Origin of the sequence: Janthinobacterium sp. BJB301 (assembly GCF_002735685.1) — a bacterium.
GTDB lineage: Bacteria > Pseudomonadota > Gammaproteobacteria > Burkholderiales > Burkholderiaceae_D > Janthinobacterium > Janthinobacterium lividum.
On the sequence record NZ_PDZJ01000002.1, the window covers coordinates 417,024 to 439,836 of the forward strand.

21 protein-coding genes and 2 tRNA genes are annotated in these 22,813 nt (G+C 61.7%); 9 read left to right on the plus strand and 14 right to left on the minus strand.

Annotated features, from left to right (window positions below):
* Positions 1-22: 22 nt before the first annotated feature.
* Both CSQ91_RS15185 and CSQ91_RS15190 read right to left on the minus strand, forming a co-directional pair.
* Positions 23-99 (minus strand) — tRNA-Met (locus CSQ91_RS15185).
* A gap of 141 nt (positions 100-240) precedes the next feature.
* A tRNA-Met gene (locus tag CSQ91_RS15190) sits at positions 241-317 on the minus strand.
* 185 nt (positions 318-502) lie between these two features.
* On the opposite strand from CSQ91_RS15190, the gene CSQ91_RS15195 reads away from it, so the two are divergent.
* Genes CSQ91_RS15195 through CSQ91_RS15205 form a run of 3 tightly spaced genes read left to right on the plus strand, consistent with a single transcriptional unit; the run spans position 503 to position 2,623 of the window.
* Positions 503-1,093 (plus strand): NUDIX hydrolase, encoded by a 591-nt coding sequence (locus CSQ91_RS15195; protein WP_034785201.1) that lies wholly within the window; start codon positions 503-505, stop codon positions 1,091-1,093.
* A 30-nt stretch (positions 1,094-1,123) separates the two neighbouring features.
* A complete protein-coding gene (gene aat / locus CSQ91_RS15200) occupies positions 1,124-1,840 on the plus strand; it encodes a leucyl/phenylalanyl-tRNA--protein transferase (protein WP_099388849.1) in 717 nt (238 codons plus the stop codon).
* A gap of 60 nt (positions 1,841-1,900) precedes the next feature.
* Complete coding sequence (locus CSQ91_RS15205; RefSeq protein ID WP_034785198.1) at positions 1,901-2,623, plus strand: arginyltransferase; 723 nt, start codon at positions 1,901-1,903, stop codon at positions 2,621-2,623.
* A 103-nt stretch (positions 2,624-2,726) separates the two neighbouring features.
* On the opposite strand, the gene CSQ91_RS15210 is transcribed toward CSQ91_RS15205, so the two are convergent.
* Positions 2,727-6,020, minus strand: a complete 3,294-nt coding sequence (locus tag CSQ91_RS15210) for a S41 family peptidase (RefSeq protein WP_257217364.1) — start codon at positions 6,018-6,020, stop codon at positions 2,727-2,729.
* A 221-nt stretch (positions 6,021-6,241) separates the two neighbouring features.
* Between CSQ91_RS15210 and CSQ91_RS15215 the strand changes: the two genes are divergently transcribed.
* The 3 genes from CSQ91_RS15215 to CSQ91_RS15225 all read left to right on the plus strand — a co-directional run bounded on the left by CSQ91_RS15215 (position 6,242) and on the right by CSQ91_RS15225 (position 11,054).
* Complete coding sequence (locus CSQ91_RS15215; RefSeq protein ID WP_034785196.1) at positions 6,242-7,291, plus strand: quinone-dependent dihydroorotate dehydrogenase; 1,050 nt, start codon at positions 6,242-6,244, stop codon at positions 7,289-7,291.
* Entirely contained in the window at positions 7,291-8,337 is a 1,047-nt protein-coding gene (locus CSQ91_RS15220; RefSeq protein ID WP_099389278.1) for an aldo/keto reductase, read from the plus strand. The genes CSQ91_RS15215 and CSQ91_RS15220 overlap by 1 nt, the downstream gene beginning before the upstream one ends.
* Positions 8,338-8,633: 296 nt before the next feature.
* A complete protein-coding gene (locus CSQ91_RS15225; RefSeq protein ID WP_099388851.1) occupies positions 8,634-11,054 on the plus strand; it encodes a TonB-dependent receptor plug domain-containing protein in 2,421 nt (806 codons plus the stop codon).
* An 82-nt stretch (positions 11,055-11,136) separates the two neighbouring features.
* On the opposite strand, the gene CSQ91_RS29265 is transcribed toward CSQ91_RS15225, so the two are convergent.
* Complete coding sequence (locus tag CSQ91_RS29265) at positions 11,137-11,694, minus strand: PEP-CTERM sorting domain-containing protein (RefSeq protein ID WP_092608397.1); 558 nt, start codon at positions 11,692-11,694, stop codon at positions 11,137-11,139.
* Positions 11,695-12,052: 358 nt separating this feature from the next.
* On the opposite strand from CSQ91_RS29265, the gene CSQ91_RS29270 reads away from it, so the two are divergent.
* Both CSQ91_RS29270 and CSQ91_RS15240 read left to right on the plus strand, forming a co-directional pair.
* Positions 12,053-12,664 carry an immunity protein Imm33 domain-containing protein gene (locus tag CSQ91_RS29270; protein WP_070256663.1) on the plus strand — a complete coding sequence of 204 codons (612 nt, stop codon included), beginning with the start codon at positions 12,053-12,055 and terminating at the stop codon, positions 12,662-12,664.
* Positions 12,661-13,014 carry an MmcQ/YjbR family DNA-binding protein gene (locus CSQ91_RS15240; RefSeq protein ID WP_099388852.1) on the plus strand — a complete coding sequence of 118 codons (354 nt, stop codon included), beginning with the start codon at positions 12,661-12,663 and terminating at the stop codon, positions 13,012-13,014. The genes CSQ91_RS29270 and CSQ91_RS15240 overlap by 4 nt, the downstream gene beginning before the upstream one ends.
* Here CSQ91_RS15240 and CSQ91_RS15245 read toward each other — a convergent pair.
* From CSQ91_RS15245 to CSQ91_RS15280, 8 genes are all read right to left on the minus strand, one after another.
* Positions 13,011-13,943 (minus strand): CysB family HTH-type transcriptional regulator, encoded by a 933-nt coding sequence (locus tag CSQ91_RS15245; RefSeq protein ID WP_070256667.1) that lies wholly within the window; start codon positions 13,941-13,943, stop codon positions 13,011-13,013. The genes CSQ91_RS15240 and CSQ91_RS15245 overlap by 4 nt on opposite strands.
* A 12-nt stretch (positions 13,944-13,955) precedes the next feature.
* Positions 13,956-15,026, minus strand: coding sequence for a sulfate/molybdate ABC transporter ATP-binding protein (locus tag CSQ91_RS15250; RefSeq protein ID WP_034747519.1), 1,071 nt, complete (start codon positions 15,024-15,026; stop codon positions 13,956-13,958).
* 1 nt (position 15,027) lies between these two features.
* A complete protein-coding gene (gene cysW / locus CSQ91_RS15255; protein WP_034785420.1) occupies positions 15,028-15,954 on the minus strand; it encodes a sulfate ABC transporter permease subunit CysW in 927 nt (308 codons plus the stop codon).
* Positions 15,951-16,760, minus strand: coding sequence for a sulfate ABC transporter permease subunit CysT (cysT, locus tag CSQ91_RS15260; protein WP_099408869.1), 810 nt, complete (start codon positions 16,758-16,760; stop codon positions 15,951-15,953). The genes cysW and cysT overlap by 4 nt, the downstream gene beginning before the upstream one ends.
* A 299-nt stretch (positions 16,761-17,059) precedes the next feature.
* Positions 17,060-17,698, minus strand: a complete 639-nt coding sequence (locus CSQ91_RS15265; RefSeq protein ID WP_034785187.1) for a peroxiredoxin — start codon at positions 17,696-17,698, stop codon at positions 17,060-17,062.
* 45 nt (positions 17,699-17,743) lie between these two features.
* A complete protein-coding gene (locus tag CSQ91_RS15270) occupies positions 17,744-18,310 on the minus strand; it encodes an RBBP9/YdeN family alpha/beta hydrolase (RefSeq protein WP_034747509.1) in 567 nt (188 codons plus the stop codon).
* A 44-nt stretch (positions 18,311-18,354) separates the two neighbouring features.
* Entirely contained in the window at positions 18,355-19,359 is a 1,005-nt protein-coding gene (locus CSQ91_RS15275; protein ID WP_034785183.1) for a sulfate ABC transporter substrate-binding protein, read from the minus strand.
* 130 nt (positions 19,360-19,489) lie between these two features.
* Positions 19,490-19,873, minus strand: a complete 384-nt coding sequence (locus CSQ91_RS15280) for a diacylglycerol kinase (RefSeq protein ID WP_070281337.1) — start codon at positions 19,871-19,873, stop codon at positions 19,490-19,492.
* 151 nt (positions 19,874-20,024) lie between these two features.
* Here CSQ91_RS15280 and CSQ91_RS15285 point away from each other — a divergent pair, with 151 nt between their 5' ends.
* Positions 20,025-20,804: an IclR family transcriptional regulator gene (locus tag CSQ91_RS15285; RefSeq protein WP_034785179.1), complete on the plus strand. Its 780-nt coding sequence runs from the start codon at positions 20,025-20,027 to the stop codon at positions 20,802-20,804.
* Positions 20,805-20,837: 33 nt separating this feature from the next.
* On the opposite strand, the gene pbpG is transcribed toward CSQ91_RS15285, so the two are convergent.
* Positions 20,838-21,911 (minus strand): D-alanyl-D-alanine endopeptidase, encoded by a 1,074-nt coding sequence (pbpG, locus tag CSQ91_RS15290; RefSeq protein ID WP_099388853.1) that lies wholly within the window; start codon positions 21,909-21,911, stop codon positions 20,838-20,840.
* Positions 21,912-22,088: 177 nt separating this feature from the next.
* Positions 22,089-22,808 (minus strand): nitroreductase, encoded by a 720-nt coding sequence (locus tag CSQ91_RS15295; RefSeq protein ID WP_070281339.1) that lies wholly within the window; start codon positions 22,806-22,808, stop codon positions 22,089-22,091.
* Positions 22,809-22,813 lie beyond the last annotated feature (5 nt).

The following is a 22,813-nucleotide window of genomic DNA, read 5'->3' on the forward strand; positions in this document are numbered from 1 at the left end:
CGAGAAATCAGCGGCTTCGAATTGGTTGCGGGGACAGGATTTGAACCTGTGACCTTCGGGTTATGAGCCCGACGAGCTGCCAGACTGCTCCACCCCGCAGACGAATTATATACCAGATTGTTGCGCGGCGTAAAGGCGTGAATTGACAATGTCATTCCTGCCCTGTCTGCCGGATATTGTCGTTGGCCAGCAATGGAAAAAGCCGCTGATCTTTTGCAAGAATCAGCGGCTTTCCGGTATTGGTTGCGGGGACAGGATTTGAACCTGTGACCTTCGGGTTATGAGCCCGACGAGCTGCCAGACTGCTCCACCCCGCACAAGAATTATAAGGGCAAACGGGTGGCTTAGGCAATAGCTATCTCAACTTAGGCTGCAATAGAGCTATTTAATTAAAAACCCCGGCCAATTGCCGATTGGCATTGTGTCCGCCCGACACGCCACGCCGCGCGCAATCGGTGTACAGTAAGCGTTACACTAGACTTCCATTTTCCCAAGCCCGCCCATGAAATTCTGCTCCGAATGCGCCCATCCTGTCAGCCTCTCCATTCCGGAAGGCGACAACCGTCCGCGCTATGTCTGCGCCAACTGCGACGCCATCCATTACCAGAACCCGAAAATGGTGGTCGGCTCCATCCCCGTGTGGGAAGAGGATGGCCAGCTGCAGGTCTTGCTGTGCAAGCGCGCCATCGAGCCGCGCCTGGGCTACTGGACCCTGCCTGCCGGCTTCATGGAAAACGATGAAACGACATCCGACGCGGCCGAACGCGAAACGGTGGAGGAAGCGGGCGCGAATATCGAACTGGGCCCCCTGTTTTCACTGCTGAACGTGCAGCGCGTGCACCAGGTGCACCTGTTTTACCTGGCGCGCCTGCGCGACCTCGATTTCGCGCCGGGCATCGAAAGCCTGGACGTGCAGATGTTTACGGAAGCGCAGATACCCTGGGATGACCTGGCATTTCCCACCATCCGCGCCACCCTGGAACTGTTCTTTGCCGACCGCGTGAAAATCCGCGAAGGCGGCAGCTATGGTTTCCATACGGGCGACATCACGCGCCCGATGGCGCGCACGGATGCAGAGCAAGCCCCCGAATAAGCCTCCACCAACTGCCACCTTTGACGCCGCATGATTCCCTGGCTCGATACCCACACCCCGTTTCCCGACGTTTCGCGCGCCCTCACCGACGAGGCGCCCGGCCTGCTGGCGGCCGGCGCCGACCTGTCGCCCGCGCGCCTGCTCGACGCCTACCGGCGCGGCATCTTCCCCTGGTTTTCCGAAGGCCAGCCTATTTTGTGGTGGAGCACCGATCCGCGCATGGTGCTGATGACGGAGGACTTCAAGGTATCCGACAGCCTGGCCAAGGCGATCCGCAAGGTCGAACGCAGCGCCGCCACGGACGGTCGCTGGCAACTGCGCTTCGACGGCGATTTCGACGCCGTCATGCGCGCCTGCGCAGCGCCGCGCAAGGATGGCCCGGGCACGTGGATTTCCGACGAAATCATCGCCGGCTACACGGGCTTGCACAAGCTGGGCTACGCGCACTCGTCGGAACTGTGGCTCGATGGAGAACTGGTCGGCGGCGCGTATGGCGTGTCGATCGGACGCATGTTCTATGGCGAATCGATGTTCGCGCGCGTGACGGATGGCTCGAAGATCGCGCTGGCGCACCTCGTGCGCTTTCTGCACGCGCGCGGCGTGGCCATGATTGACTGCCAGCAAGAAACGAAGCACCTGGCCTCGCTGGGCGCGGCGCCCATTTCGCGCGCGCGCTTCCTCGCCCATGTGCGCGTCGCCATTGAAGCAGCGCAAATCACGGATTGGCAAGCTGCACCACCTGCATAAAAAAGCTATGATATCTCCACGCAGACTTCCATTGCCGCGGACAGACCAGACAGGATCAGCATGACGCACCTGAACGAACTACCGTTTGCCACCCTGCAGTTCTACACGACGGCGCCCTATCCGTGCAGCTATCTGGACGACCGCCAGGCCCGCTCGCAGGTGGCCACGCCTTCGCACCTGATCAACAGCGACGTGTATTCGGAACTGGTGCGCAACGGCTTTCGCCGCAGCGGCATTTTCACCTACCGCCCGTATTGCGACGGCTGCCAGGCCTGCATTCCCGTGCGCGTCGTGACGGGCGAGTTCACCCCGAACCGCAACCAGCGCCGCGCCTGGAGCCGGCACGCCGACCTGCAGGCGGGCGTGGCCACCCTGTCCTTCCTCGACGAGCACTACGAACTGTATCTGCGCTACCAGAGCACGCGCCACGCGGGCGGCGGCATGGACCAGGACAGCCGCGACCAGTATGCGCAATTCCTGCTGCAAAGCCGGGTCAACACGCGCCTGGTGGAGTTCCGCGATGCCGAAGGCATCCTGCGCATGGTCAGCATCATCGACGTGCTGGCCGATGGCCTGTCGTCCGTCTACACTTTTTTCGATCCCGACGTGCCGGGCGCCTCGTACGGCACCTACAACGTGCTGTGGCAAATCGCCCAGGCGCGCGAGCTGGGCCTGCCCTACATCTACCTGGGCTACTGGATCGCGCAAAGCCCGAAGATGGCCTATAAAATCAATTTCAAGCCGCTGGAAGCACGGATCAAGGGGCAGTGGGTGATCCTGTAAAACCTGGGATTATTTGGCAGGTCGGATTAGCGCGCAAGCGCGTAATCCGACACTGCGATGCCAACAATGGTGTCGGATTACGGCGCTTCGCGCCTAATCCGACCTACTTGCTCTTGTCCGGAAACGCCGGACGCTTGGGCTGCACAGGCGGATTCTTCGCCAGTTCGGCCTGGATCACCTCGATCGCCTTTTCCAGCTGCGGATCACGTCCGGCGATGACGTCGGCCGGCGTTTGCTCGACTTCGATATCGGGCGGCACGCCTTCGTTTTCCACGCCCCAGCCATTCTCGCGCGTCCAGAACGCCAGGTTCGGCGCCGTGATGAAGCCGCCATCCATCAGCACGGGGAAGCCCAGCACGCCCACCAAGCCGCCCCACGTCGCCTTGCCGATCAGCGGGCCCATGTTATTTTTGCGGAACATCCACGGCAGCAGGTCGCCGCCCGAACCGGCCGTCTCGTCGATCAGCATGGCGCGCGGCCCCTGGATCGAAGCGGACGGCGTCTTCATGTCGGCGCCGTAGCGCATGGTCCACCAGGCGATTTCCTTCTTCTGCAGGATCTCGATGTAGTAATCGGCCACGCTGCCGCCGCCATTGAAACGCTCGTCGACGATGATGGCCTGCTTGTCCGCCTGCGGGAAGAAATAGCGCTTGAAGTAGGTATGGCCCAGGCCCGCCGTATTCGGCACATACACATACGCCACCTTGCCGCCCGTCGCCGCATTGACCTTGCGCATATTGCCTTCGATCCAGTCGCGGTTGCGCAAGGCATCCTCGGTCGGCACGGGCACCACGGTAATGGTGCGCGCGCCCTTGCCGTCGGCCGATGGCCCCACGGTCAGGTCGATGGCCTTGCCGGCCGTGTTCTCGAAGGCGCTGTAGATATTCGTCGGAGGCAGCAAAGGACGGCTGTCGACGGCCAGCAGGTATTCGCCCGCCTTGACGTTCAGGCCCGGCTCCGTCAGCGGCGCGCGCAGGGCCGGATTCCAGTTCAAGCCGCCATACACTTTCTTGAAGCGGTAATGGCCATCGCGCACTTCATAGTCGGCGCCCAGCAAGCCCCCCGGCACCTTCTTCGCCTCGATAAAATCATCGCCACCGCCACCGCGGTGGTGGCCCACGGCCAGCTCGCTGCACATCCACTGGATCAACCGGTTCAGGTCCGCGCGGCTGGACAGCTCGGGCAGGAAGACGGCGTACTTGTCGCGCATGGCCTTCCAGTCCACGCCATGCATGCCCGGGTCATAGAAGTAATCGCGGTTGATGCGCCACACCTCGTTGAAAATCTGCGTCCATTCGGCGCGCGGATCGGCCTTTACTTCGATGGCGTCGACCTTGATCTTGCCTTCGCCCGGCGCCAGCAGCTTGCCCGTGGCGCTACCCATGGCCCAATTGTCCTTCTGGCGGTACAGCAGCTTCTTGCCATCGGCCGACACTTCGAATTCATCGGCTTCCGCCACCACGGTTTCCGCCTTGCGCTCCTTCAGGTCAAAACGCTGCACGGCCTTCTTGCCGTCGCTTTCGCGCAGCAAAAAGATCTGCCCTGCGGCACCCGCCGTCAGACTGGAGAACTGCGCGGCCGGCAGCGGCAAGTCGACGATGCGCGTGGCGATGCCGTCGAAATCGATGCTGATCGGCGCCATTGGCGCTACGGTCACCTTCGGGTCGTCACGGCCCGTCTTCGGATCGACCTTCGGTTCGCTCTTCGCTTCCGGCTCCGCCTTTGCCGTGTCTTTTTTACTCTCCGCGCTGGCGGCCTTTTCCTCGTCGCTCTCCTTGATCAGGGGCGACGGCAAGTCGCGCCGCAGCACGGCCATCCACACGGTGCGCGTCACCAGGTTGTCTTCATTCTGCTGCGAGAACCAGTTGTTGCTGGGGCCAGCGTTCGTCGAAGCGAAGAAATACAGGTATTTGCCGCTCTTGTCGAACACGGGCTGGGCCACGTCGGACAAGCCATCGGTCACGGGCATCGACTTGTTCTGCTCGACGGAATAGATGTAGGCGCTGCGCGTGTAGGTGGGCGAATTGAGCGTGTAGGCCAGCCAGCGCGAATCGGGCGCCCACGAGGCGCGCATGCTCTTGTCGACGCCATACATCGGCTCCGTGGCGACCTTCTGCACCTTGCCCGTGCCGACGTCGATCACATACATGCTCCAGCCATTGTCGGCAAACGCGATCTTCCTGCTGTCGGGCGACCAGACGGCGCTGTCATAGAAACCGCTGCCATTCAGTTTGAACTTGCGTACGGCACCCTTGCCATCCTGCGCCCGCACATGCAGCTCATACTCGCCCGACTCGTCCGAAAAATACGCGACCGAGCGGCCATCGGGCGACCAGATCGGCGTGCGCTCGTGGGCGCCGGCCGTCTGCGTCAGGTTGCGCACATCGCCCTTGTCGGCGGGGATGGTGACGATCTCGCCCCGGTACTCGAAGGCGATGCGCGCGCCCGACGGCGAAATCGACGCGTCGCGGATATATTTCGCATTCTTGATCCAGCGCGGGCGCGTCTGCCCCAGGTCGCTGGCCACGGCGATGGTCAGCTTGTGCGCCTGGCCGCTGGCGATGTCGAGCGCGTGCAAATAGCCGGCCTGCTCGTAGACGATGGTGCCGTTCTCGGCCGACGCGTTCAGCACGGGGAAATCCGCGTGCCGCGTCAGCTGGCGCACGGCTTTCGTCTTGACGTCATACGCAAACAGGTTGAATTCGCCGTTGCGGTCGGAGCGGAAGTACACGGTGTCGCCCAGCCACATGGGGTCGACGTCGTTCGAGCGCGTCGTCGGCTGGGGGATTTTTTCGATGGATTTGTCGCTGGATGAAAACAACCACAGCCAGGAATTGGTGCCGCCCCGGTAGCGCTTCCACTGCTTGAAGGCCGGCGCCAGCGGGTTGTAGGCGATGCGCTTGCCATCGGGCGAATAGGCGGCGCGCGAGGCATTGGGGATTTCCAGCTGGGTTTCCACGCCGCCCGCCACGGGCACCGTAAACAGCTTTTGGAAGCGGTTGTTGAAGGCGGCGCGGGGCGAGGTGAACATCACTGCCTGGCCATCGGGCGTGAACGACTGCGCCAGGTCCGCGCCCGGGTGGAAGGTCAGGCGGCGCGGCACGCCGCCGGCCGCCGCGACCACATACACGTCGACATTGCCGTCGATATTCGCGCTATACGCGATCAGGCTGCCGTCGGGCGAGAACACGGGATGGGACTTGTCGCCCAGATCGGAAGTGAGGCGCCGCGCGCCGCCGCCATCGAGGTTCGACAGCCACAGGTCGCCCGCATAGATGAAGGCGATGTGGCGGATGGAGACGGCCGGTTCGCTCAGCATGCGGGTGTCTTGCGTATTGGGCAGGGCCAGGGCCGGGTGGCTCAGCAGCAGTGCGCTGGCGGCTGCGATGGCAGTCAAGATGCGTGTCTTTTTCAATCGATGTCTCGCTTATGAAGTAAACAGAACAGGGAAGAAACAGGAAAGTCCAAGGCCGGATGCGGATTATCAATGGATCAATATTGCATTTGGCCAACAAGAACTATACACCCGGCAGCCGCGTGGAACACGGTAAAATACGGCACTTATTTCGCGCGCCGCCAGCCCTTCCCGGCGGCCCGCACACCTACTCAAAGCGCCCCATGTCTGAAAAATTCCTGTACTCCCTCGCCCGCCCACTGCTGTTTTCGATGGATGCCGAAGCGGCCCACCATCTCACCCTGCCCGCCCTGAAACGCGCCAGCGCGCTGGGCCTGACGAAGCTGGCCGGCAAACCGGCAGCCGACCCGCGCACGGTGATGGGCATCACCTTCCCCAATCCCGTCGGCCTGGCCGCCGGCCTGGACAAGGATGGCGCCTACATCGACGCGCTGGCCGACCTGGGCTTTGGTTCCATCGAAGTGGGTACCGTCACGCCGCGCGCGCAGGCGGGCAATCCGAAACCGCGCATGTTCCGCCTGCCGCAAGCGCAGGGCATCATCAACCGCATGGGCTTTAACAATGGCGGCGTGGACGCCTTTGTCGCCAACGTACAGGCGTCGAAGTTCTACCAGGACCGCGCCGGTGTGCTGGGCCTGAACATCGGCAAGAATGCCGACACGCCCATCGAGCGGGCGGCCGACGACTATCTGCTGTGCCTGGAAAAAGTCTACCCCTACGCCAGCTATGTGACGGTCAACATCTCGTCGCCGAACACGAAAAACCTGCGTCAGCTGCAGGGCGCGTCGGAACTCGACGCCCTGCTGTCGCAGCTCAAAGATGCCCAGGCGCGCCTGGCGGACAAGCACAAACGCTACGTGCCGCTGGCCCTGAAAATCGCGCCGGACATGGATGGCGAACAGGTGAAAAGCATTGCCGAGTCGCTCACGCGCCACCGTATCGATGGCGTCATCGCCACCAACACGACCCTGTCGCGCAGCGCCGTGGAAGGCATGCCGCACGGCGCCGAAGCGGGCGGCCTGTCGGGCGCGCCCGTGTTCGAGCTGTCGAACAATGTCATCCGCCTGCTGAAGGCCGAACTGGGCGATGCGCTGCCCATCATCGGCGTGGGCGGCATCATGCAGGGCAGCGACGCCGTGGCCAAGTTCGAGGCGGGCGCGCAGCTGGTGCAGCTATACAGCGGCCTGATTTACGCCGGTCCCGCGCTGATCAAGGATTGCGCGCGCGCGCTGCGCGGCAAACAGGCGAAATGATAGCCAAGGTCAAGCTGGGTTCCAGCAGCCTGGAGGTGAGCCGGATCTGCCTGGGCACGATGACCTTCGGCGAGCAGAACAGCGAAGCGGAAGCGCACAGCCAGCTCGATTACGCGCTGGAGCGGGGCATCAACTTCGTCGACACGGCCGAGATGTATCCGGTGATGGCCAGCGCGCAGACGCAGGGCAGCACGGAGCGCTACATCGGCAGCTGGCTGAAGAAAAGCGGCAAGCGCAGCCAGATCGTGCTGGCCAGCAAGGTGGCCGGGCCGAATTCGCGCATGCACTGGATACGCAAGGGCAAGACGGACCACGACGCGGTCAACATCCGCGCCGCCGTCGAGGACAGCCTGCGCCGGCTGCAGACGGAGCACATTGACCTGTATCAATTGCACTGGCCCAGCCGCAACCTGCCCATCTTCGGCGCCAGCGTGTACAACCCGCGCAAGGAACACGCCTCGGTCGCCATCGAAGACACCCTGGCCGTGCTGGGCAAGCTGGTCGAGGAAGGCAAGATCGGCCATATCGGCGTGTCGAACGAATCGTCGTGGGGCGTGTGCGAATACATCAAGCAGGCCGAGCTGAAAGGCTTGCCGCGCATCGTTTCCATCCAGAACCTGTACAACCTGACGGCGCGCCATTTCGAGACGAGCTTGCTCGACGAAACCTGCCACCGGGAAAATGTCAGCTTGCTGGCCTACAGTCCGCTGGCGTTCGGCCAGCTGACGGCGAAATATATCGACGATCCGCAGGCCAAGGGCCGTTTGACGCGCTTCCCGGCCGGCTGGAGTCCCCGCTACGTGCGCCCCGCTACCATCGCGGCAGCCAGCCAGTATGCGGCGCTGGCCCGCGCGCACGGCTTGACGCCGGCGCAGCTGGCGCTGGCCTGGTGCTACTCGCGCTGGTTCGTGGCCTCGACCATCATCGGCGCCACCAGCGTGGCGCAGTTGCAGCAAAATATCGACGCCCATCAAGTGACCCTGTCGCCGGAACTGGTGGCGGCCGTCGACGCCATCCACGCCAGCCTGCCCAATCCGGGACAGTAGGCGCGCTCCGTCTGGCGGCGCATGCCGCCGCCAGGCTCCCCACGCTCATCGCAGATAGTCGTATTTATACAACAGCTGGCAATTTACTGCTGTGCAGCATTGCGGCCTTGCCGTGCCCGGTCGTATGCTGGAAACGAGGCCATATGCGCTACCCGCGCCATTTGGACGTGTATCAGACATTTATTGCATATCGATAGACAGAACGATTCGTAAGCACGCCACAGGCCCACTGTTACTCTGATGTCATCACCGGACCGCCATGGTTCGCGCATCCACCAACCGAAGAGATATTGTCGATGAGTTCAAGCACCGCCCGCTCCCAGCTTCCCGCCCTGCCCGTGAAAACCGTTATCGCCGCCAGCCTGATCGCCTGCTTCAGCCTGCCAATGCAGGCGCAAGCGCAGCAAGAGCTGCCGGCCGAAGGTGAATTGCAATCGGTGGTGGTCACCGGCACCTTCGCCAAGAACCGCCGCACCATCGATTCCGAATCGCCTATCGACATCCTCACCTCGCGCGACCTGCAAAGCACGGGTTCGGGCGAACTGGCCACCGTGCTGGCGCGCCTGCTGCCATCGCTGAACTTTGCCCGCGCCACGGGCGCCGATGCCAGCGATGCCGTGCGTCCGGCCCAGCTACGCGGCCTGTCGCCCGACCAGACCCTGGTGCTGGTGAACGGCAAGCGCCGCTACACCTCGGCCGTCGTCAACGTCAACGGTTCCCTGGGCCGCGGCTCGGCGCCCGTCGACCTGAACGCCATCCCGCTGGCCGCCATCGACCACGTGGAAGTGCTGCGCGATGGCGCGGCGGCCCAGTACGGTTCCGATGCGATCGCCGGCGTAATCAACATCATCCTGAAAAAAGGCGCGGCCGGCGGCGATATCGAAGTGGGCTATGGCCAGACGCAGGAACGCGACGGCAAGCAAAAATCCATCAAGGGTTCGGCCGGCTTCGCCCTGGGTGACGACGGCTGGGTGCGCGTCTCGGCGGAAGTGGCGGAACGCGACCCGACCAACCGCGCCGGCGCCGACTTCCGCAATCCGCTGGAACCGCGCTACGGCAAGGTCAACCAGCGCTATGGCGATCCGGAAAGCAAGCCGGCAACGATTTTCCTCAACAGCGAATACCGCATCAGCGACAGTATCGACTGGTATGCCTTCGGCAATTATGGCAAGCGCGACACGTCGGCCGCCGCCACCTGGCGCACGGCCCTGATCCAGGACCCCGTCACCAAGGTCTACTCGCAGCGCACACCGATCTATCCGGAAGGCTTCCTGCCGCTGCAAAACAGCACCTTGACGGACCAGTCCATCGTCACGGGCTTGCGCGGTGAAGCGGCCGGCTGGCGCTGGGATGCCAGCATCAATTACGGCAGCAACAAGTTCGAACTGGACCTGGACAACACGGTCAACCAGTCGCTGGGCGCGAACAGCCCCACGCATTTCTATGCCGGCTCGCTGAAGAATGAACAGACCGTATTCAACCTGGACGCGGCGCGCGAGTTTCCCGTCTCTTACTTTACGGGTCCGCTGACTGTAGCCGTCGGCGCGGAAGCGCGGCATGAGAAATACAGCATCGGCGCCGGCGACGCAGCGTCGTACACAGGCGGCGGCTCGCAAGGCTTTGCCGGCTTCCGCCCTGTCAACGCAGGCAGCCACTCGCGCCACAACGAATCGATCTATGTGAACCTGGAAGCGGAAGCGACGAAGAAACTGTCGGGCGGCGTGGCCCTGCGCCATGAGCGCTACAGCGATTTCGGCAGCACCACCTCGGCCAAGGGCTCGGCCCGCTACTCCTTCACGGACGCGCTGTCCTTGCGCGGCACCGTATCGAGCGGCTTCCGCGCGCCATCGCTGGCGCAGCAGTACTACACCATCACCACCACCAACTTCCAGGTCATCAACGGCAACAATACGGCCATCGAGACGGGCACCTTTGCCGTCAACACGCCGCAGGCGCGCGCCTTGGGCGCACAGGACCTGAAACCGGAAAAAGCCCGCAACTACAGCCTGGGCCTGCAGTTCCAGCCTAACCGCAACTTCACCACGACGGTAGACGCCTATCGCATCGACATCGACAACCGCATCCTGTTCTCGGCCAACCTGGCGCTGAACGACAAGCTCAAGGCTCAGCTGGCGACGCAAGGCTCGAGCGTGGGCGCGGCGCGCTACTTCACCAACGCCGTCGACACGCGCACGGAAGGCGTGGACATCGTCAGCACCTACCGCATCGACCTGCAGGACAAGGACCGCCTCGATCTCACCGTGGCCTACAACCATAACAAGAGTACGGTACAGAAAATCGCCGACAATCCAGCCATCCTGACGGCCAACAACCTGAAACTGATCGACCGCCAGAGCATCGACCGCATCACGGTGGCCTCGCCGAAGGACAAGTTCAGCCTGGCCGCCGACTACGGCTTCGGCATCTGGAATGCGCATGGCGTCGTGACGCGCTACGGCAGCTTCACCGTGCCGCAGAACGATGTCAAGCTGGACCAGACGTATGATCCGCAATGGGTGCTGGACGTGTCCGGTTCCGTGAAACTGGGCAAGAACTGGCGCCTGGTGGCCGGCATCGACAACGTCACCAACCGCTACCCGGCGCAAGTGACGAGCGCGGGCAACCTGAACGTCAACGGCACCCAGCCGTACAGCATCTTCGCGCCGAACGGTTTCAACGGCCGCTACTACTACGCCAAGGCTGGCTATAGCTGGTAAATAGCGCTCTGCCATGCAAAAAGCCCGGAACGCATCGCGTTTCCGGGCTTTTTCATGTCTTGCGCCCGCAGGCGCATCAGGCTCAGGCGCGGCGGCGGCGCGCGACAAAACCGACCAGGCCCAGACCCAGCATCAGCATGCCGTAGGTCGCTGGCTCAGGCACGGCAGAGACGGAGTTGTACGCGCGGAAATTGCTCAGGCCACGCGGCAGGTTGGCAATGCTGAAGACCGTATTCGCGGCAAGCGGCGTGTCCCAGTGGAACAACAGTTCGCCACGGCCATAATGCACGGCCAGATAGTCAAAGCTGGAGTTGACGGTAAACGAACCGGACTTGCTGCTGGCCAGGTCGCCCTGGGCGGCAAAGACCAACGAGCCTGCGCCGCTGGAGGGCAGGCCAAACTTGCTGCTGACCAAGCTCTTGATGGCGGCCGCGCTTTGCGCACCGGCCGGGTTGGCGCCGTCATAGACCCAGACCGCATCCGCTGCCACGCTGCCATAGGTGACGGTATTGCCGCCCACCAGGAAGCCGCTCATGGCAGGGTCGGTGATTTCCACCCAGCTAGCAGCCTGGGCCAATGGCGCCAGGCAAGCCGAGACAGCAAGGCAGAGACCCAGCACGGCATGTTTAGTCATGTTCATAGTTTCCCCTATCGATGAATTTCAAAAACTACAATGTTGATTATATTTTTGTTATATTTTTTTGCGATTGGACAAAAGATATCATCCAGGAAATCTAAATGCAATAAAAGAAACATCTTCGGCCATTGAAAATTTCAATTGGTCTTATCAATTTATTGGCGAGGCCTGCTATCACGGGGCTTGCCGCCATCGTTGCCATGAGCACTCGCCGTCCCGGGGAACAGGATTGTTGTATCTCAGCACATGTAAAGTGGCAGGGTCGCCCTGTACCAATGGCAAGCCGGAAGGTATGCGTGGTCATCCTGACACGCAATCGGCTACCATGGGTCTTACTCTTTTTGATCACGGATAAGCAACCATGCCCAGCTGGCACCTGGCCGACGCCGCCGAACTGGCGGCGCGCCATCCCTACACTTTCTATAAATCGCCACCCGAGGCCATCGCCCAGGTGCGCCCCGGCGAGGTGGTCAAGCTGATCTTCGCCTTCCACAGCGACGATCCGCAAGCGCCAGGCGCCGAGCGCATGTGGGTGCTGGTGGATACGGTCGAACCGCATGGCCACTTCACCGGCAAGCTCGACAACATGCCCGGCTACATCCAGGATTTACAGGCCAAGGACCCCGTCGCCTTCGATGCGCGCCACATCATCAATACCCAGCACGACGATGACGATAACCTCGTCAACCGCTACGCGGGCCTGTGCTTCGTGACGAAAAAAGTGCTGGAAGACGGCGCACCCGTCGGTTATCTGTACCGCGAGGAGCCGGACAACGACGACGACAGCGGCTGGCGCTTCACGGCCAACGACGAAAGCGACGACTACATGCACGACAGCGCCAATGTGGCCCTCGTGTCGCTGGGCGCCGTGCTCAGCGTGGACGACCGTTTTATTGCCCTGCTGGATGCTCCGGCCGGCGCGGCCTATGCCTTCGACCACAACACGCAACAATTCATGGCGGTTGACGAATGACAATAGATGAATTGAAGGAATTTTGCGCGGCCCTGCCCGGCGCGCAAGCCGTGCTGTACGGTGCGCCGTCGAATATCCTCGTGTATGCAGTGGCGGGGAAAAAATTTGCGTACTTCAAGACCAGCGCACCGGAGCAGTGGCGCTTCAGCCTGCGGGTCAGCGCCGGGCGCTTTATCGAACTGACGGACATGCCGGGCGTGAAACCGGCCCGTTACATGGGCCGCTTTCACTGGGTGACGATCGTGGATGTGGCGCGCTTCCCGGCCGATTACCTGGCGGAGCTGGTGCAGGATAGCTACGCGCGCGCCGTGACCAGCCTGACGCGCGCGCAAAGGGCTGCCATCGCCTAGAGGGCGTCCTCGCCCGCCATGGCGCGGTCGATGTCTTCGCGCGTCAGGTCCGGCGCCAGTTGCAGGATGAACTCATAGGCGTACGCGCGCAGGTAGGCGCCGCGGCGCACGGCCAGACGCGTCGTGTTGGTGGCGAACAGATGCGACGCTTCCACGGCCCGCAAGCCCTTGTCCCTGCCATGGTCGAAGGCCATCGATGCGACGATGCCCACGCCCAGGCCCAGCGCCACGTATTGCTTGATGACGTCGGAATCCATGGCAGTGAGAATAATATCGGTCGCCACGCCCGCCTTGGCGAACGCATCGTCGATATGGCCGCGTCCCGTGAAACCCTTGTCGTAGGTAATCAGCGGATATTTCGCCAGGTCTTCCAGGCGGATGGGCGAGTGCTCGAGCAGCGGGTGGCCGTCCGGCACGACGATCAAATGGCTCCAGCGGTAGCACGGGAACGACACGAGGTCGGGGAACTGGCTCAAGCCTTCCGTGGCGATGCCGATATCGGTCTTGCCGGACAGCACCCATTCCGCGATGTGCTCGGGCGCGCTTTGCTGCAGCGCGATACGCACGTCGGGGAAAGCGGCACGGAAGCTTTGCACCACTTTCGGCAGCGCATAGCGCGCCTGCGTGTGCGTGGCCGCCACGGACAAGGTTCCGCTGGTCTGGCCGCTGTATTCGAGGCTCGCCTGCTGCAGGTTTTCCGCCTCGATCAAGAGACGGTCGACGATCTTCAGGATACCCTTGCCCGGCTCCGTCAAGCCCGTCAAACGCTTGCCGTTGCGCTCGAAAATCACCACGCCCAGCTCATCCTCGAGTTCGCGGATTTGCCGGCTCACGCCCGGCTGCGACGTGAACAGGGCGTTGGCCACTTCCGTCAGGTTATAGCCGCGGCGGGCCGCTTCGCGGATCGATCGCAATTGTTGAAAGTTCATGGCTATCCTGTATCAAGTTCGGGTGGGTTCAACAAATACATGGAGGCGTTTCGGGCGGACAACCAATGTCTCGCCTTCCTTCAGCTGCAGATGGGTAAAACGCTCGTTCGACATCACAGCTTCGATCAGCTCGCTGTTATCGACGCGCTGCAAATCCAGCTGAGCCAGCGGGCCGATCGCATGCGCGCGGCTCAGTTTCACGACGATGCCTTCCGCGCCCTGCGTGTAGCGGTCGATTTCCAGGTCGTGCGGACGCACATAGGCCGTGCCCTTGCTGTCGCTCACGCCCGCGTAATCGGGCACCTCGAAACTGGCGTCGCCCGTGGCCATCACGCCGTCGTGCACGCGGCCGTGAAACAGGTTGACGTTGCCCAGGAAGCCATACACGAAGGGCGAAGCCGGGTGGTTGTAGACTTGCTCCGGGGAACCGAGTTGCTCGACGGTGCCCTTGTTCATCAGCACCACCTGGTCCGCCACTTCCAGCGCTTCTTCCTGGTCATGCGTGACGAAAATGCTGGTCACGTGCAAGTCGTCATGCAGGCGGCGCAGCCAGCGGCGCAATTCCTTGCGCACCTTGGCATCCAGGGCGCCGAACGGCTCGTCCAGCAGCAGCACGCGGGGCTCGACGGCCAGCGCGCGCGCCAGGGCGATGCGCTGGCGTTGCCCACCCGACAGCTGCGGCGGATAGCGGTCGGCCAGCCAGTCCAGCTGCACCAGTTCCAGCAAATCCTTCACCTTGCGGCGGATCTGGTCTTCCGACGGGCGCTCGCTGCGCGACTTCACGCGCAAGCCGAAAGCCACGTTCTCGAACACCGTCATGTGCTTGAACAGCGCGTAATGCTGGAAGACGAAACCGACTTGCCGCTCGCGCACGTGGCGGTTCGACGCGTCTTCCGCGTCCAGCAGCACCTGGCCGCTGTCCGGATGTTCGAGGCCCGCAATAATACGCAGCAAGGTGGTCTTGCCGCAACCGGACGGGCCCAGCAGGGCCGTCAATTCGCCGGCGGGAAAGTCCAGCGAGATATTGTCGAGGGCGACGAAATCGCCGAAACGCTTGTGGATGTTTTTAACTGCGATGGTCATATCAGTGCTCCGTAGAACGTAAGGCGGAATCGTCGGCGTCGCTCTCGTTCAAACGCCACTCAATGAAAGCTTTCAGGGCCAGGGTCACCAGCGCCAGCAGGGCCAGCAGGGAGGCGACGGCGAACGCGGCGGCGAAGTTGTACTCGTTGTACAGAATCTCCACCTGCAGCGGCATGGTATTCGTTTCGCCGCGGATATGGCCGGAGACGACGGACACGGCGCCGAACTCGCCCATGGCGCGGGCGTTACACAGGATCACGCCATACAGCAGACCCCACTTGATGTTCGGCAAGGTGACTCGGCGGAAGGTATTCCAGCCCGACGCGCCCAGCACGATGGCGGCCTCTTCCTCTTCGCTGCCCTGCGACTGCATCAGCGGGATCAGTTCACGCGCCACGAACGGGAAGGTAATGAAAATGGTGGCCAGCACGATGCCGGGCACGGCAAACAGGATCTTGATGTCGTGCGCCTGCAGCCACGGGCCGAACCAGCCCTGGGCGCCAAACATCAGCACATAGATCAGGCCAGAAATCACGGGCGAGACGGAAAACGGCAAGTCGATCAGGGTCAGCAAGATGCTCTTGCCGCGGAAGTCGAACTTGGCGATGCACCAGGAAGCGGCCACGCCGAACACCAGGTTCAGCGGCACGGCGATGGCTGCCGTGATCAGGGTCAGCTTGATGGCGGAAATCGCGTCCGGATCGATGATGGCGGCGATATACGCTTCCCAGCCCTTCTTGAACGCTTCCGCAAACACGGCCACCAGGGGCACGATCAAAAAGGTCGTCAGGAACAGCAGGGCGATGGTGATCAGTACCGTGCGCACCCACAATGGTTCCAGCACGACGGGGCCGACATTCGGCTCGAAGCGGCGCGCCGTCGGGCGCGCATTGTCCACGCCAGCGATGGCAGTCGTATTCGTACTCATGATTTCTTCGCCTTTCCGCGCGTCCATGCTTGCAGCAGGTTAATCGTCAACAACAGCAAAAAGGAGACCACCAGCATCACCACGGCGATGGCCGTGGCGCCCGCGTAATCGTATTGCTCCAGCTTGGTAATAATGAACAGCGGCGTGATTTCCGACACCATCGGCATATTGCCGGCGATAAAGATCACGGAACCGTACTCGCCCGTGGCGCGGGCGAAAGCCAGCGCAAAGCCCGTCAGCAAGGATGGCAAAATCGTGGGGAAGATGACGCGGATAAACGTTTGCAGGGAATTGGCGCCCAGGCTGGCGGCCGCTTCTTCCAGTTCCTTCTCCGCGTCTTCCAGCACCGGTTGCACGGTGCGCACGACAAACGGCAAGCCGATGAAGGTCAGCGCCACCACCACGCCCAGCGGTGTGAACGCCACCTTGATGCCCAGCACGCCTTCGATGAACTGGCCGAACCAGCCGTTCGACGAATACAAAGCCGTCAGGGTGATGCCGGCCACGGCCGTCGGCAAGGCGAACGGCAAGTCGACCAGCGCGTCGATGATGCGCTTGCCGGGGAATTTATAGCGCACCAGCACCCAGGCCAGGATGCCGCCAAACACCACGTTCAGCAGCGCGGCGATCAGCGAAGCGCCAAACGTCAGGCGGTACGACGCCATCACGCGGTCGGACGTGACGGCGCTGAAGAAGGCGTCCCACGTCATGGTGAAAGTTTTCAGGAACACCGACGACAGCGGAATGAGGACGATCAAGGCCAGGTAAAAGAGCGTGAAGCCCAGTGACAGCTTAAACCCCGGCATGACCCGAAACGGCGCTCCGCGCGCCTTGAGCGGTGCTGCTGATGCTGCAGACATAGAAACTCCTTCTTATTACATTTTTGAGTTATAGAGTGCAATAATCACATGCAATCGTTATAAAAAGAACTAACCATTTCTCATTTGCTTAGATGGATTTTGCATACTTGGCGTTGAAAACGCCGGGCGAAAAAAAAGGGGTCGGACCCTGTGGGTCCGACCCCGGCTTTTGGGGTGGGGTTGGGCACACACTTAACCCAACACCTTGACGGCTGAGGTCAGACCCATAGGATCTGACCCCGTTCTTACTTGTTCGGCTGCGGCGTGAGGCGCAAGTATGGTTTCGCTGCCGTAAAGCCCTTCGGATACTTCTGCTTGATCACATCCGGGTCTTGCACGGTCAATGGAATGATGACGTCGTCGCCATCTTTCCAGTTGCCGGGCGTGGCCACCGTGTAGCCGTCCGTCAGCTGCAGGGCATCGATGACGCGCAGGATTTCATTGAAGTTGCGGCCCGTGCTCAGCGGATACGTGAGGATCAGGCGCACTTTCTTGTTCGGATCGACGATGAAGACGGAGCGCACGGTGGCCGTGACGGACTGTTCCGGGTGGATCATGTCGTACAGCACCGATACTTTCTTGTCGACGTCGGCGATGATGGGGAAGCCCACCACCGTGTTTTGCGTCTCTTCGATATCCTTGATCCAGCTCTTGTGCGATTCGGCCGCGTCCACGGACAGCGCGATGGCCTTCACGTTGCGCTTGTCGAATTCCGGTTTGAGCTTGGCCGTCAGGCCCAGTTCCGTCGTGCACACGGGGGTAAAGTCGGCCGGGTGGGAAAACAGCACCACCCAGGAATTGCCCGCCCACTCGTGGAACTTGAGCGGGCCGATCGAGCTGTCTTGTTCAAAATCAGGGGCGACATCGCCCAGGCGTAAAGTCATCGTGATCTCCTTGTGAGGTTGTGTGGCAATAGGATGTGCGTCGAATCAGGCTGCCTGACGGTGGCGCTTGTCGCTTTGCGCCAGATCAAACAGTGTTTGCAGTTGCGCCTGGCCGTAGACCCAGTCACCGAGGCGCGACTCGGCGTTGATATGACCCAGCGCACCGCCATCAATATACTTGCAATTCCAGCGCCGTGCCCACTGCGCCGCGTGTTCGGCCGTCATCCATGGGTCGGTCTGGCTGGCAATCAGGATGCCGGGGCAAGGCAGCCGCTTTTGCGGCAATGCCTTCGCCACGCCAAACTTGTCGGGATCGGCCGGCCCCACCAGCAGCACGCCGGCCACGCCCTGCGGGTCGCGGGCCAGGCTGTGCGCCGTTGTCAGGCAGCCGAAGCTGTGGGCCACGATCAGGGTCGGGCGCGCATCCTGCCGCCGTACCTGGTCCAGGCGCGCCGACCAGGTGGCCAGGTCGGGAGCGTTCCAGTCGTCCTGCTCGACCCGCTCGAATTGCGGATACAGGCGCTGCCAGCGGCTCTGCCAGTGCTCGGGACCGCTGTTATGCAAGCCCGGCACGATCAGTACCCGGTAATCGGAAAAGCTGCGCAGCGCCATGGTGGATCCTTTTAGTAACGGTCTGGCAATCGTGCCATCCGATATTATTTAGGCTGGTAGATCTGGTCGAAGATCCCGCCGTCGGCAAAGTGCGCCTTCTGTGCCGCCGTCCAGCCCCCCGCCACTTGCTCGATGGTGAACAGGTTGACCTTGGCAAATTGCGACGCGTATTTCTTCGCCGCCTTGTCCGTTGCCGGACGATAGTAATTCTTCGCGATGATATCTTGCGCTTCGTCCGTGTACAGGTAGTTCAGGTAAGCCTCGGCCACCTTGCGCGTGCCGTGCTTGTCGGCAAACTTGTCGACGACGGCAACAGGCGGCTCGGCCAGGATGCTGACGGACGGCGTGATGATGTCAAACTTGGTCGGGCCCAGTTCCTTGACGGCCAGGTAAGCCTCGTTTTCCCAGGCGATCAGCACGTCGCCGATGCCGCGCTCAACAAACGTGGTAGTGGCGCCGCGCGCGCCGGAGTCGAGCACGGGCACGTTCTTGTACAGTTTGCCGAGGAAATCCTTGGCCTTCGCTTCGTTGCCGCCCGGCTGGCGCAGCGCGTAGCCCCACGCTGCCAGGTGGTTCCAGCGGGCGCCGCCCGAGGTTTTCGGGTTCGGCGTGATGACGGAGACGCCCGGCTTGATCAAATCATTCCAGTCCTTGATGCCTTTCGGGTTGCCCTTGCGCACCAGAAACACGATGGTCGAGGTGTACGGCGAGCTGTTGTGTGTCAAGCGCTTCTGCCAGTCGGCGGCCAGCAGCTTGTGCTCGGCCAGCGCATCGATGTCATAGGCCAGGGCCAAGGTCACGACGTCCGCTTCCAGGCCATCGATAACGCCGCGCGCCTGCTTGCCGGAACCGCCGTGCGATTGCTTGATCTTGACGTTGTCGCCCGTCTTGCCTTTCCACTCCTTGGCAAATGCCGTGTTCACATCCTGGTACAGCTCGCGCGTCGGGTCATACGACACGTTGAGCAGGGTGATATCGGCAGCCTGCGCCGTTTGCAGAATGGCAAACGCGCTGATGGCGGCGGCAATGATGATTTTTTTCGACAGCATCTAAGATCCCCGAGTGGTTGAACTTTCAGAACCACCAGATTACGGCGCTATGGCCGCAAAGAGAACGAAGCGTTTCGCCGTTTGATATGCGATTTTCGCATATGGATGGCGCACACCGGGGATAAAGCGGTTAATAGAAACGGTTAAATAATACGACGGCCCACGTGGCGAAGGCCAGGATGCAGGTCAGCAACACGGCCGCGCTGCCGAAATCCTTGGCGTTCTTCGACAGCGGATGGCGCTCCAGCGAGATGCGGTCGACCACGGCTTCCAGCGCGGAATTGATCAGCTCGACGATCAGCACCAGCAGCAGCACGCCGATCAGCACCAGCTTTTCAAAGGCGGAGATGCGCAGCAGCAAGGCGATCACCGTGCCGACGACGAACAGGCCCAGCTCCTGGCGGAACGCGTGTTCATGGCGCCAGGCCGCTTTCAAGCCATCGAGCGAGTAGAAAAAAGCGGAAAAGATCCGCTTCAAGCCACTCTTACTTTTGAATTCATTTACAGGTTGCATAGTTTTCCATATGTAAATCAAGTGCAGTGGACACATTATGGGGGCGACATAGCACTGTGACCATTTATTCGCTGAATATCTCGGAACATTTCACTATTTTTTCACATTATGGTATAAAGAAGCATGAATACTGCATTGCACCAAATCCATCATGAAAATTGAACCGGTCGCGGCCCCCAAGACAACGATACAGGTGATCGAACGCATGGTCGCCCTGCTTGATGCCCTGGCTAAATATTCGGACCCGGTCAGCCTGAAGGAATTGTCGAAGGTTTCCGGCCTGCACCCCTCGACGGCGCACCGCATTCTCAACGACATGGTGCTGACGCGCTTTGTCGACCGCATCGAACCGGGCACGTACCGGCTGGGCATGCGCCTGCTGGAACTGGGCAATGTGGTGAAAAGCCGCCTCAGCGTGCGCGAAGCGGCGCTGGACTTCATGCGCCAGCTGCACAAGAAAACCCAGCAAACCATCAACCTGTCCGTGCGCCAGGGCGACGAGATCGTCTACATCGACCGCGCCTTTTCCGAGCGCTCGGGCATGCAGGTGGTGCGCGCCATCGGCGGCCGCGGCCCGCTGCACCTGACCTCGACCGGCAAGCTGTTCCTGTCGGTGGACGAGCCGAAAGCCATCCGCGCGTATGCCACGCGCACGGGATTGGCCGGGCACAACAAGAATTCCATCACGGATCTGCAAAAACTCGAGCGCGAACTGAGCCTGGTGCGCGAGCGCGGCTATGCGCGCGACAATGAAGAGCTGGAACTGGGCGTACGCTGCATGGCCGCCGGCATCCGCGACGACTCCGGCAAGCTGATCGCCGGCCTGTCGATCTCGGCGCCAGCCGACCGCCTGCAGGATGAGTGGCTGGTGGACCTGGTGGAAACGGCAAACCAGATTTCCGTCACGCTGGGCTATATCCCGCAAGACTAAATATACAGGGCAGCTACGCTACCCTGTATATTTTTAGCCGCCGGGCAGGCTCATATTGGCTGGTTTCAGTGCTTCCAGCCACTTGCGCATGCGTCCCGCATCGGCCGTACGCGACTGTTTTCCCTTGGAGTCAAGGAAGACCATGATCACGGCCCGTCCTTCGATGACAGCCTGCATCATCAAACAACGTCCCGCCTCATTGATGAACCCCGTCTTTTGCAAGCCGATCTCCCAGCCCGGGTTGGCCACCAGGTGATTCGTATTGCCAAACTGCATGGGCTGGCCGCTGGCTTCGACGATGGCTTTCGGGTCCGTCGAGTATTCGCGCAGCAGCGGATGGCGGAAAGCGGCCATGGCCAGCTTGCCCAGGTCGCGCGCGCTGGCCACGTTCATTTTCGACAAGCCGCTGGAATCGACATAATGCGTATCCATCATGCCCAGCTGGCGCGCCTTGCTGTTCATGGCGTCGACAAACGCCGGCAAGCCGCCCGGATAGTTACGGCCCAGCGCCGAGGCGGCGCGGTTTTCCGAACTCATCAAGGCGATGTGCAGCATATTCGCGCGCGTCAATTGCGAGCCCACTTTCAGGCGCGAACTGCTGAACTTGGCGCGGTCAACGTCCTCGTCCGTGATCGTCAGCACTTCATCCATGTCCTGGCGCGCTTCGACCACCACCAGGCCCGTCATCATCTTGGTGATGGAGGCGATGGGCAAGGCCACATTGGAATTCTTTTCAAACAGCACTTCCGCATTGGCCTGGTCCAGCACCAGCGCCACGCTGGACTTGAGGTCGAGCGGATCGCGCGTCAGGTTCAGGCCGGCCAGATCGCCCATGGTCGGCATCGGTGCGGCCATGGGCACGGCCACGCTGCTGACTTTTTGATAGATGACTTTGCGCTTGCCGCGCACCATGACGACCCGGCGCACGGTCTTTTCGCGCGGCACGGCCGTCGCGCCCTTGCGCAGCACGACTTTGACTTTCTTGGTATTTTGTTTCTTGGACGCAGAGGATTTGCCGTTCGCTTCCTTGGCTTGCACGGCAGCAGCCGGCGCCAGCGCAAACAGCAGGGAAGCCAGGATACCCAGCGCAAGTTTAAACTTAGCCATTCGATAATTCCCCGTGAAGCTGTTGCCTTATTGCAGTGTAGCGAAATGCAGAGTAATCGCAAGTCTATTTAACAGTTAGGACAGTATTTATTGCAGCAATGAAATACAAATCGTTGGCGATCAGCAAACAAACTCATCCTTAACCGCTTGTTTGACCGTGTCCGTCGCCAGTAATGTCTATTTGTCCATGAATTTAACAAAGCCGGCCAGCGGCTCGCGTTCCGTGTTCAGGCGGTTCTCGACCTTGTCCGGGTCGGCATAGCCGAGGGCCATGCCGCACACCACCATTTCGCTGGCCGGCACGCCCAGCTCGTCGCGGATAATGTCATGGTAATGGATGAAGGCCGCTTGCGGGCACGTGTCGAGTCCCCGCGCGCGCGCTGCCAGCATGATGTTTTGCAAGAACATGCCGTAGTCGAGCCAGGAACCCTGTTCCAGCACCCGTTCGATGGTAAAGATCAGGCCCACGGGCGCATCGAAAAACTGGAAATTGCGTCCATGCTGGGCCGCCATGCCGGCCGTGTCGCCACGCTCCAGGCCCAGCAGCTGGTACAGGTCCAGGCCGATCTTGCGGCGACGCTCGATGAAGGGCGCCGTCCACTGGCGCGGGTAATAGGTGTACGACGCCGTGCGCGCGGGCGCATCGGCTGCCTTGGGCGCGTCGTAGGCGGCCAGGATGCGGCGCGACAGGCGCAGGCGCGCTTCGCCCGACAGCACATACACTTTCCACGGCTGCATGTTGGCGCCCGATGGCGCGCGCGCCGCCACTTCCAGGATGCGCGCAATATCGTCCTGCGCCACCGGCGTGGGCAAAAAGGCGCGGATCGAACGGCGCGACACGATGACGGCGTCTACGGCTTGCTGCGCCGACTGTGTTTCAGATGCTTGCTTGCTCACTGCCC

What these genes read in the sequence shown, in the direction of transcription:
- CSQ91_RS15240 (WP_099388852.1), top strand. Translation starts at nt 12,661, where the DNA reads ATGACAATAGATGAATTGAAGGAATTTTGCGCGGCCCTGCCCGGCGCG.
- CSQ91_RS29270 (WP_070256663.1), top strand. Translation starts at nt 12,053, where the DNA reads ATGCCCAGCTGGCACCTGGCCGACGCCGCCGAACTGGCGGCGCGCCAT.
- CSQ91_RS15245 (WP_070256667.1), bottom strand. Translation starts at nt 13,943, where the DNA reads ATGAACTTTCAACAATTGCGATCGATCCGCGAAGCGGCCCGCCGCGGC.
- CSQ91_RS15215 (WP_034785196.1), top strand. Translation starts at nt 6,242, where the DNA reads ATGTCTGAAAAATTCCTGTACTCCCTCGCCCGCCCACTGCTGTTTTCG.
- cysW (WP_034785420.1), bottom strand. Translation starts at nt 15,954, where the DNA reads ATGAGTACGAATACGACTGCCATCGCTGGCGTGGACAATGCGCGCCCG.
- aat (WP_099388849.1), top strand. Translation starts at nt 1,124, where the DNA reads ATGATTCCCTGGCTCGATACCCACACCCCGTTTCCCGACGTTTCGCGC.
- CSQ91_RS15195 (WP_034785201.1), top strand. Translation starts at nt 503, where the DNA reads ATGAAATTCTGCTCCGAATGCGCCCATCCTGTCAGCCTCTCCATTCCG.
- CSQ91_RS29265 (WP_092608397.1), bottom strand. Translation starts at nt 11,694, where the DNA reads ATGAACATGACTAAACATGCCGTGCTGGGTCTCTGCCTTGCTGTCTCG.
- CSQ91_RS15275 (WP_034785183.1), bottom strand. Translation starts at nt 19,359, where the DNA reads ATGCTGTCGAAAAAAATCATCATTGCCGCCGCCATCAGCGCGTTTGCC.
- CSQ91_RS15205 (WP_034785198.1), top strand. Translation starts at nt 1,901, where the DNA reads ATGACGCACCTGAACGAACTACCGTTTGCCACCCTGCAGTTCTACACG.
- CSQ91_RS15280 (WP_070281337.1), bottom strand. Translation starts at nt 19,873, where the DNA reads ATGCAACCTGTAAATGAATTCAAAAGTAAGAGTGGCTTGAAGCGGATC.
- pbpG (WP_099388853.1), bottom strand. Translation starts at nt 21,911, where the DNA reads ATGGCTAAGTTTAAACTTGCGCTGGGTATCCTGGCTTCCCTGCTGTTT.
- CSQ91_RS15265 (WP_034785187.1), bottom strand. Translation starts at nt 17,698, where the DNA reads ATGACTTTACGCCTGGGCGATGTCGCCCCTGATTTTGAACAAGACAGC.
- CSQ91_RS15285 (WP_034785179.1), top strand. Translation starts at nt 20,025, where the DNA reads ATGAAAATTGAACCGGTCGCGGCCCCCAAGACAACGATACAGGTGATC.
- cysT (WP_099408869.1), bottom strand. Translation starts at nt 16,760, where the DNA reads ATGCCGGGGTTTAAGCTGTCACTGGGCTTCACGCTCTTTTACCTGGCC.
- CSQ91_RS15225 (WP_099388851.1), top strand. Translation starts at nt 8,634, where the DNA reads ATGAGTTCAAGCACCGCCCGCTCCCAGCTTCCCGCCCTGCCCGTGAAA.
- CSQ91_RS15250 (WP_034747519.1), bottom strand. Translation starts at nt 15,026, where the DNA reads ATGACCATCGCAGTTAAAAACATCCACAAGCGTTTCGGCGATTTCGTC.
- CSQ91_RS15270 (WP_034747509.1), bottom strand. Translation starts at nt 18,310, where the DNA reads ATGGCGCTGCGCAGCTTTTCCGATTACCGGGTACTGATCGTGCCGGGC.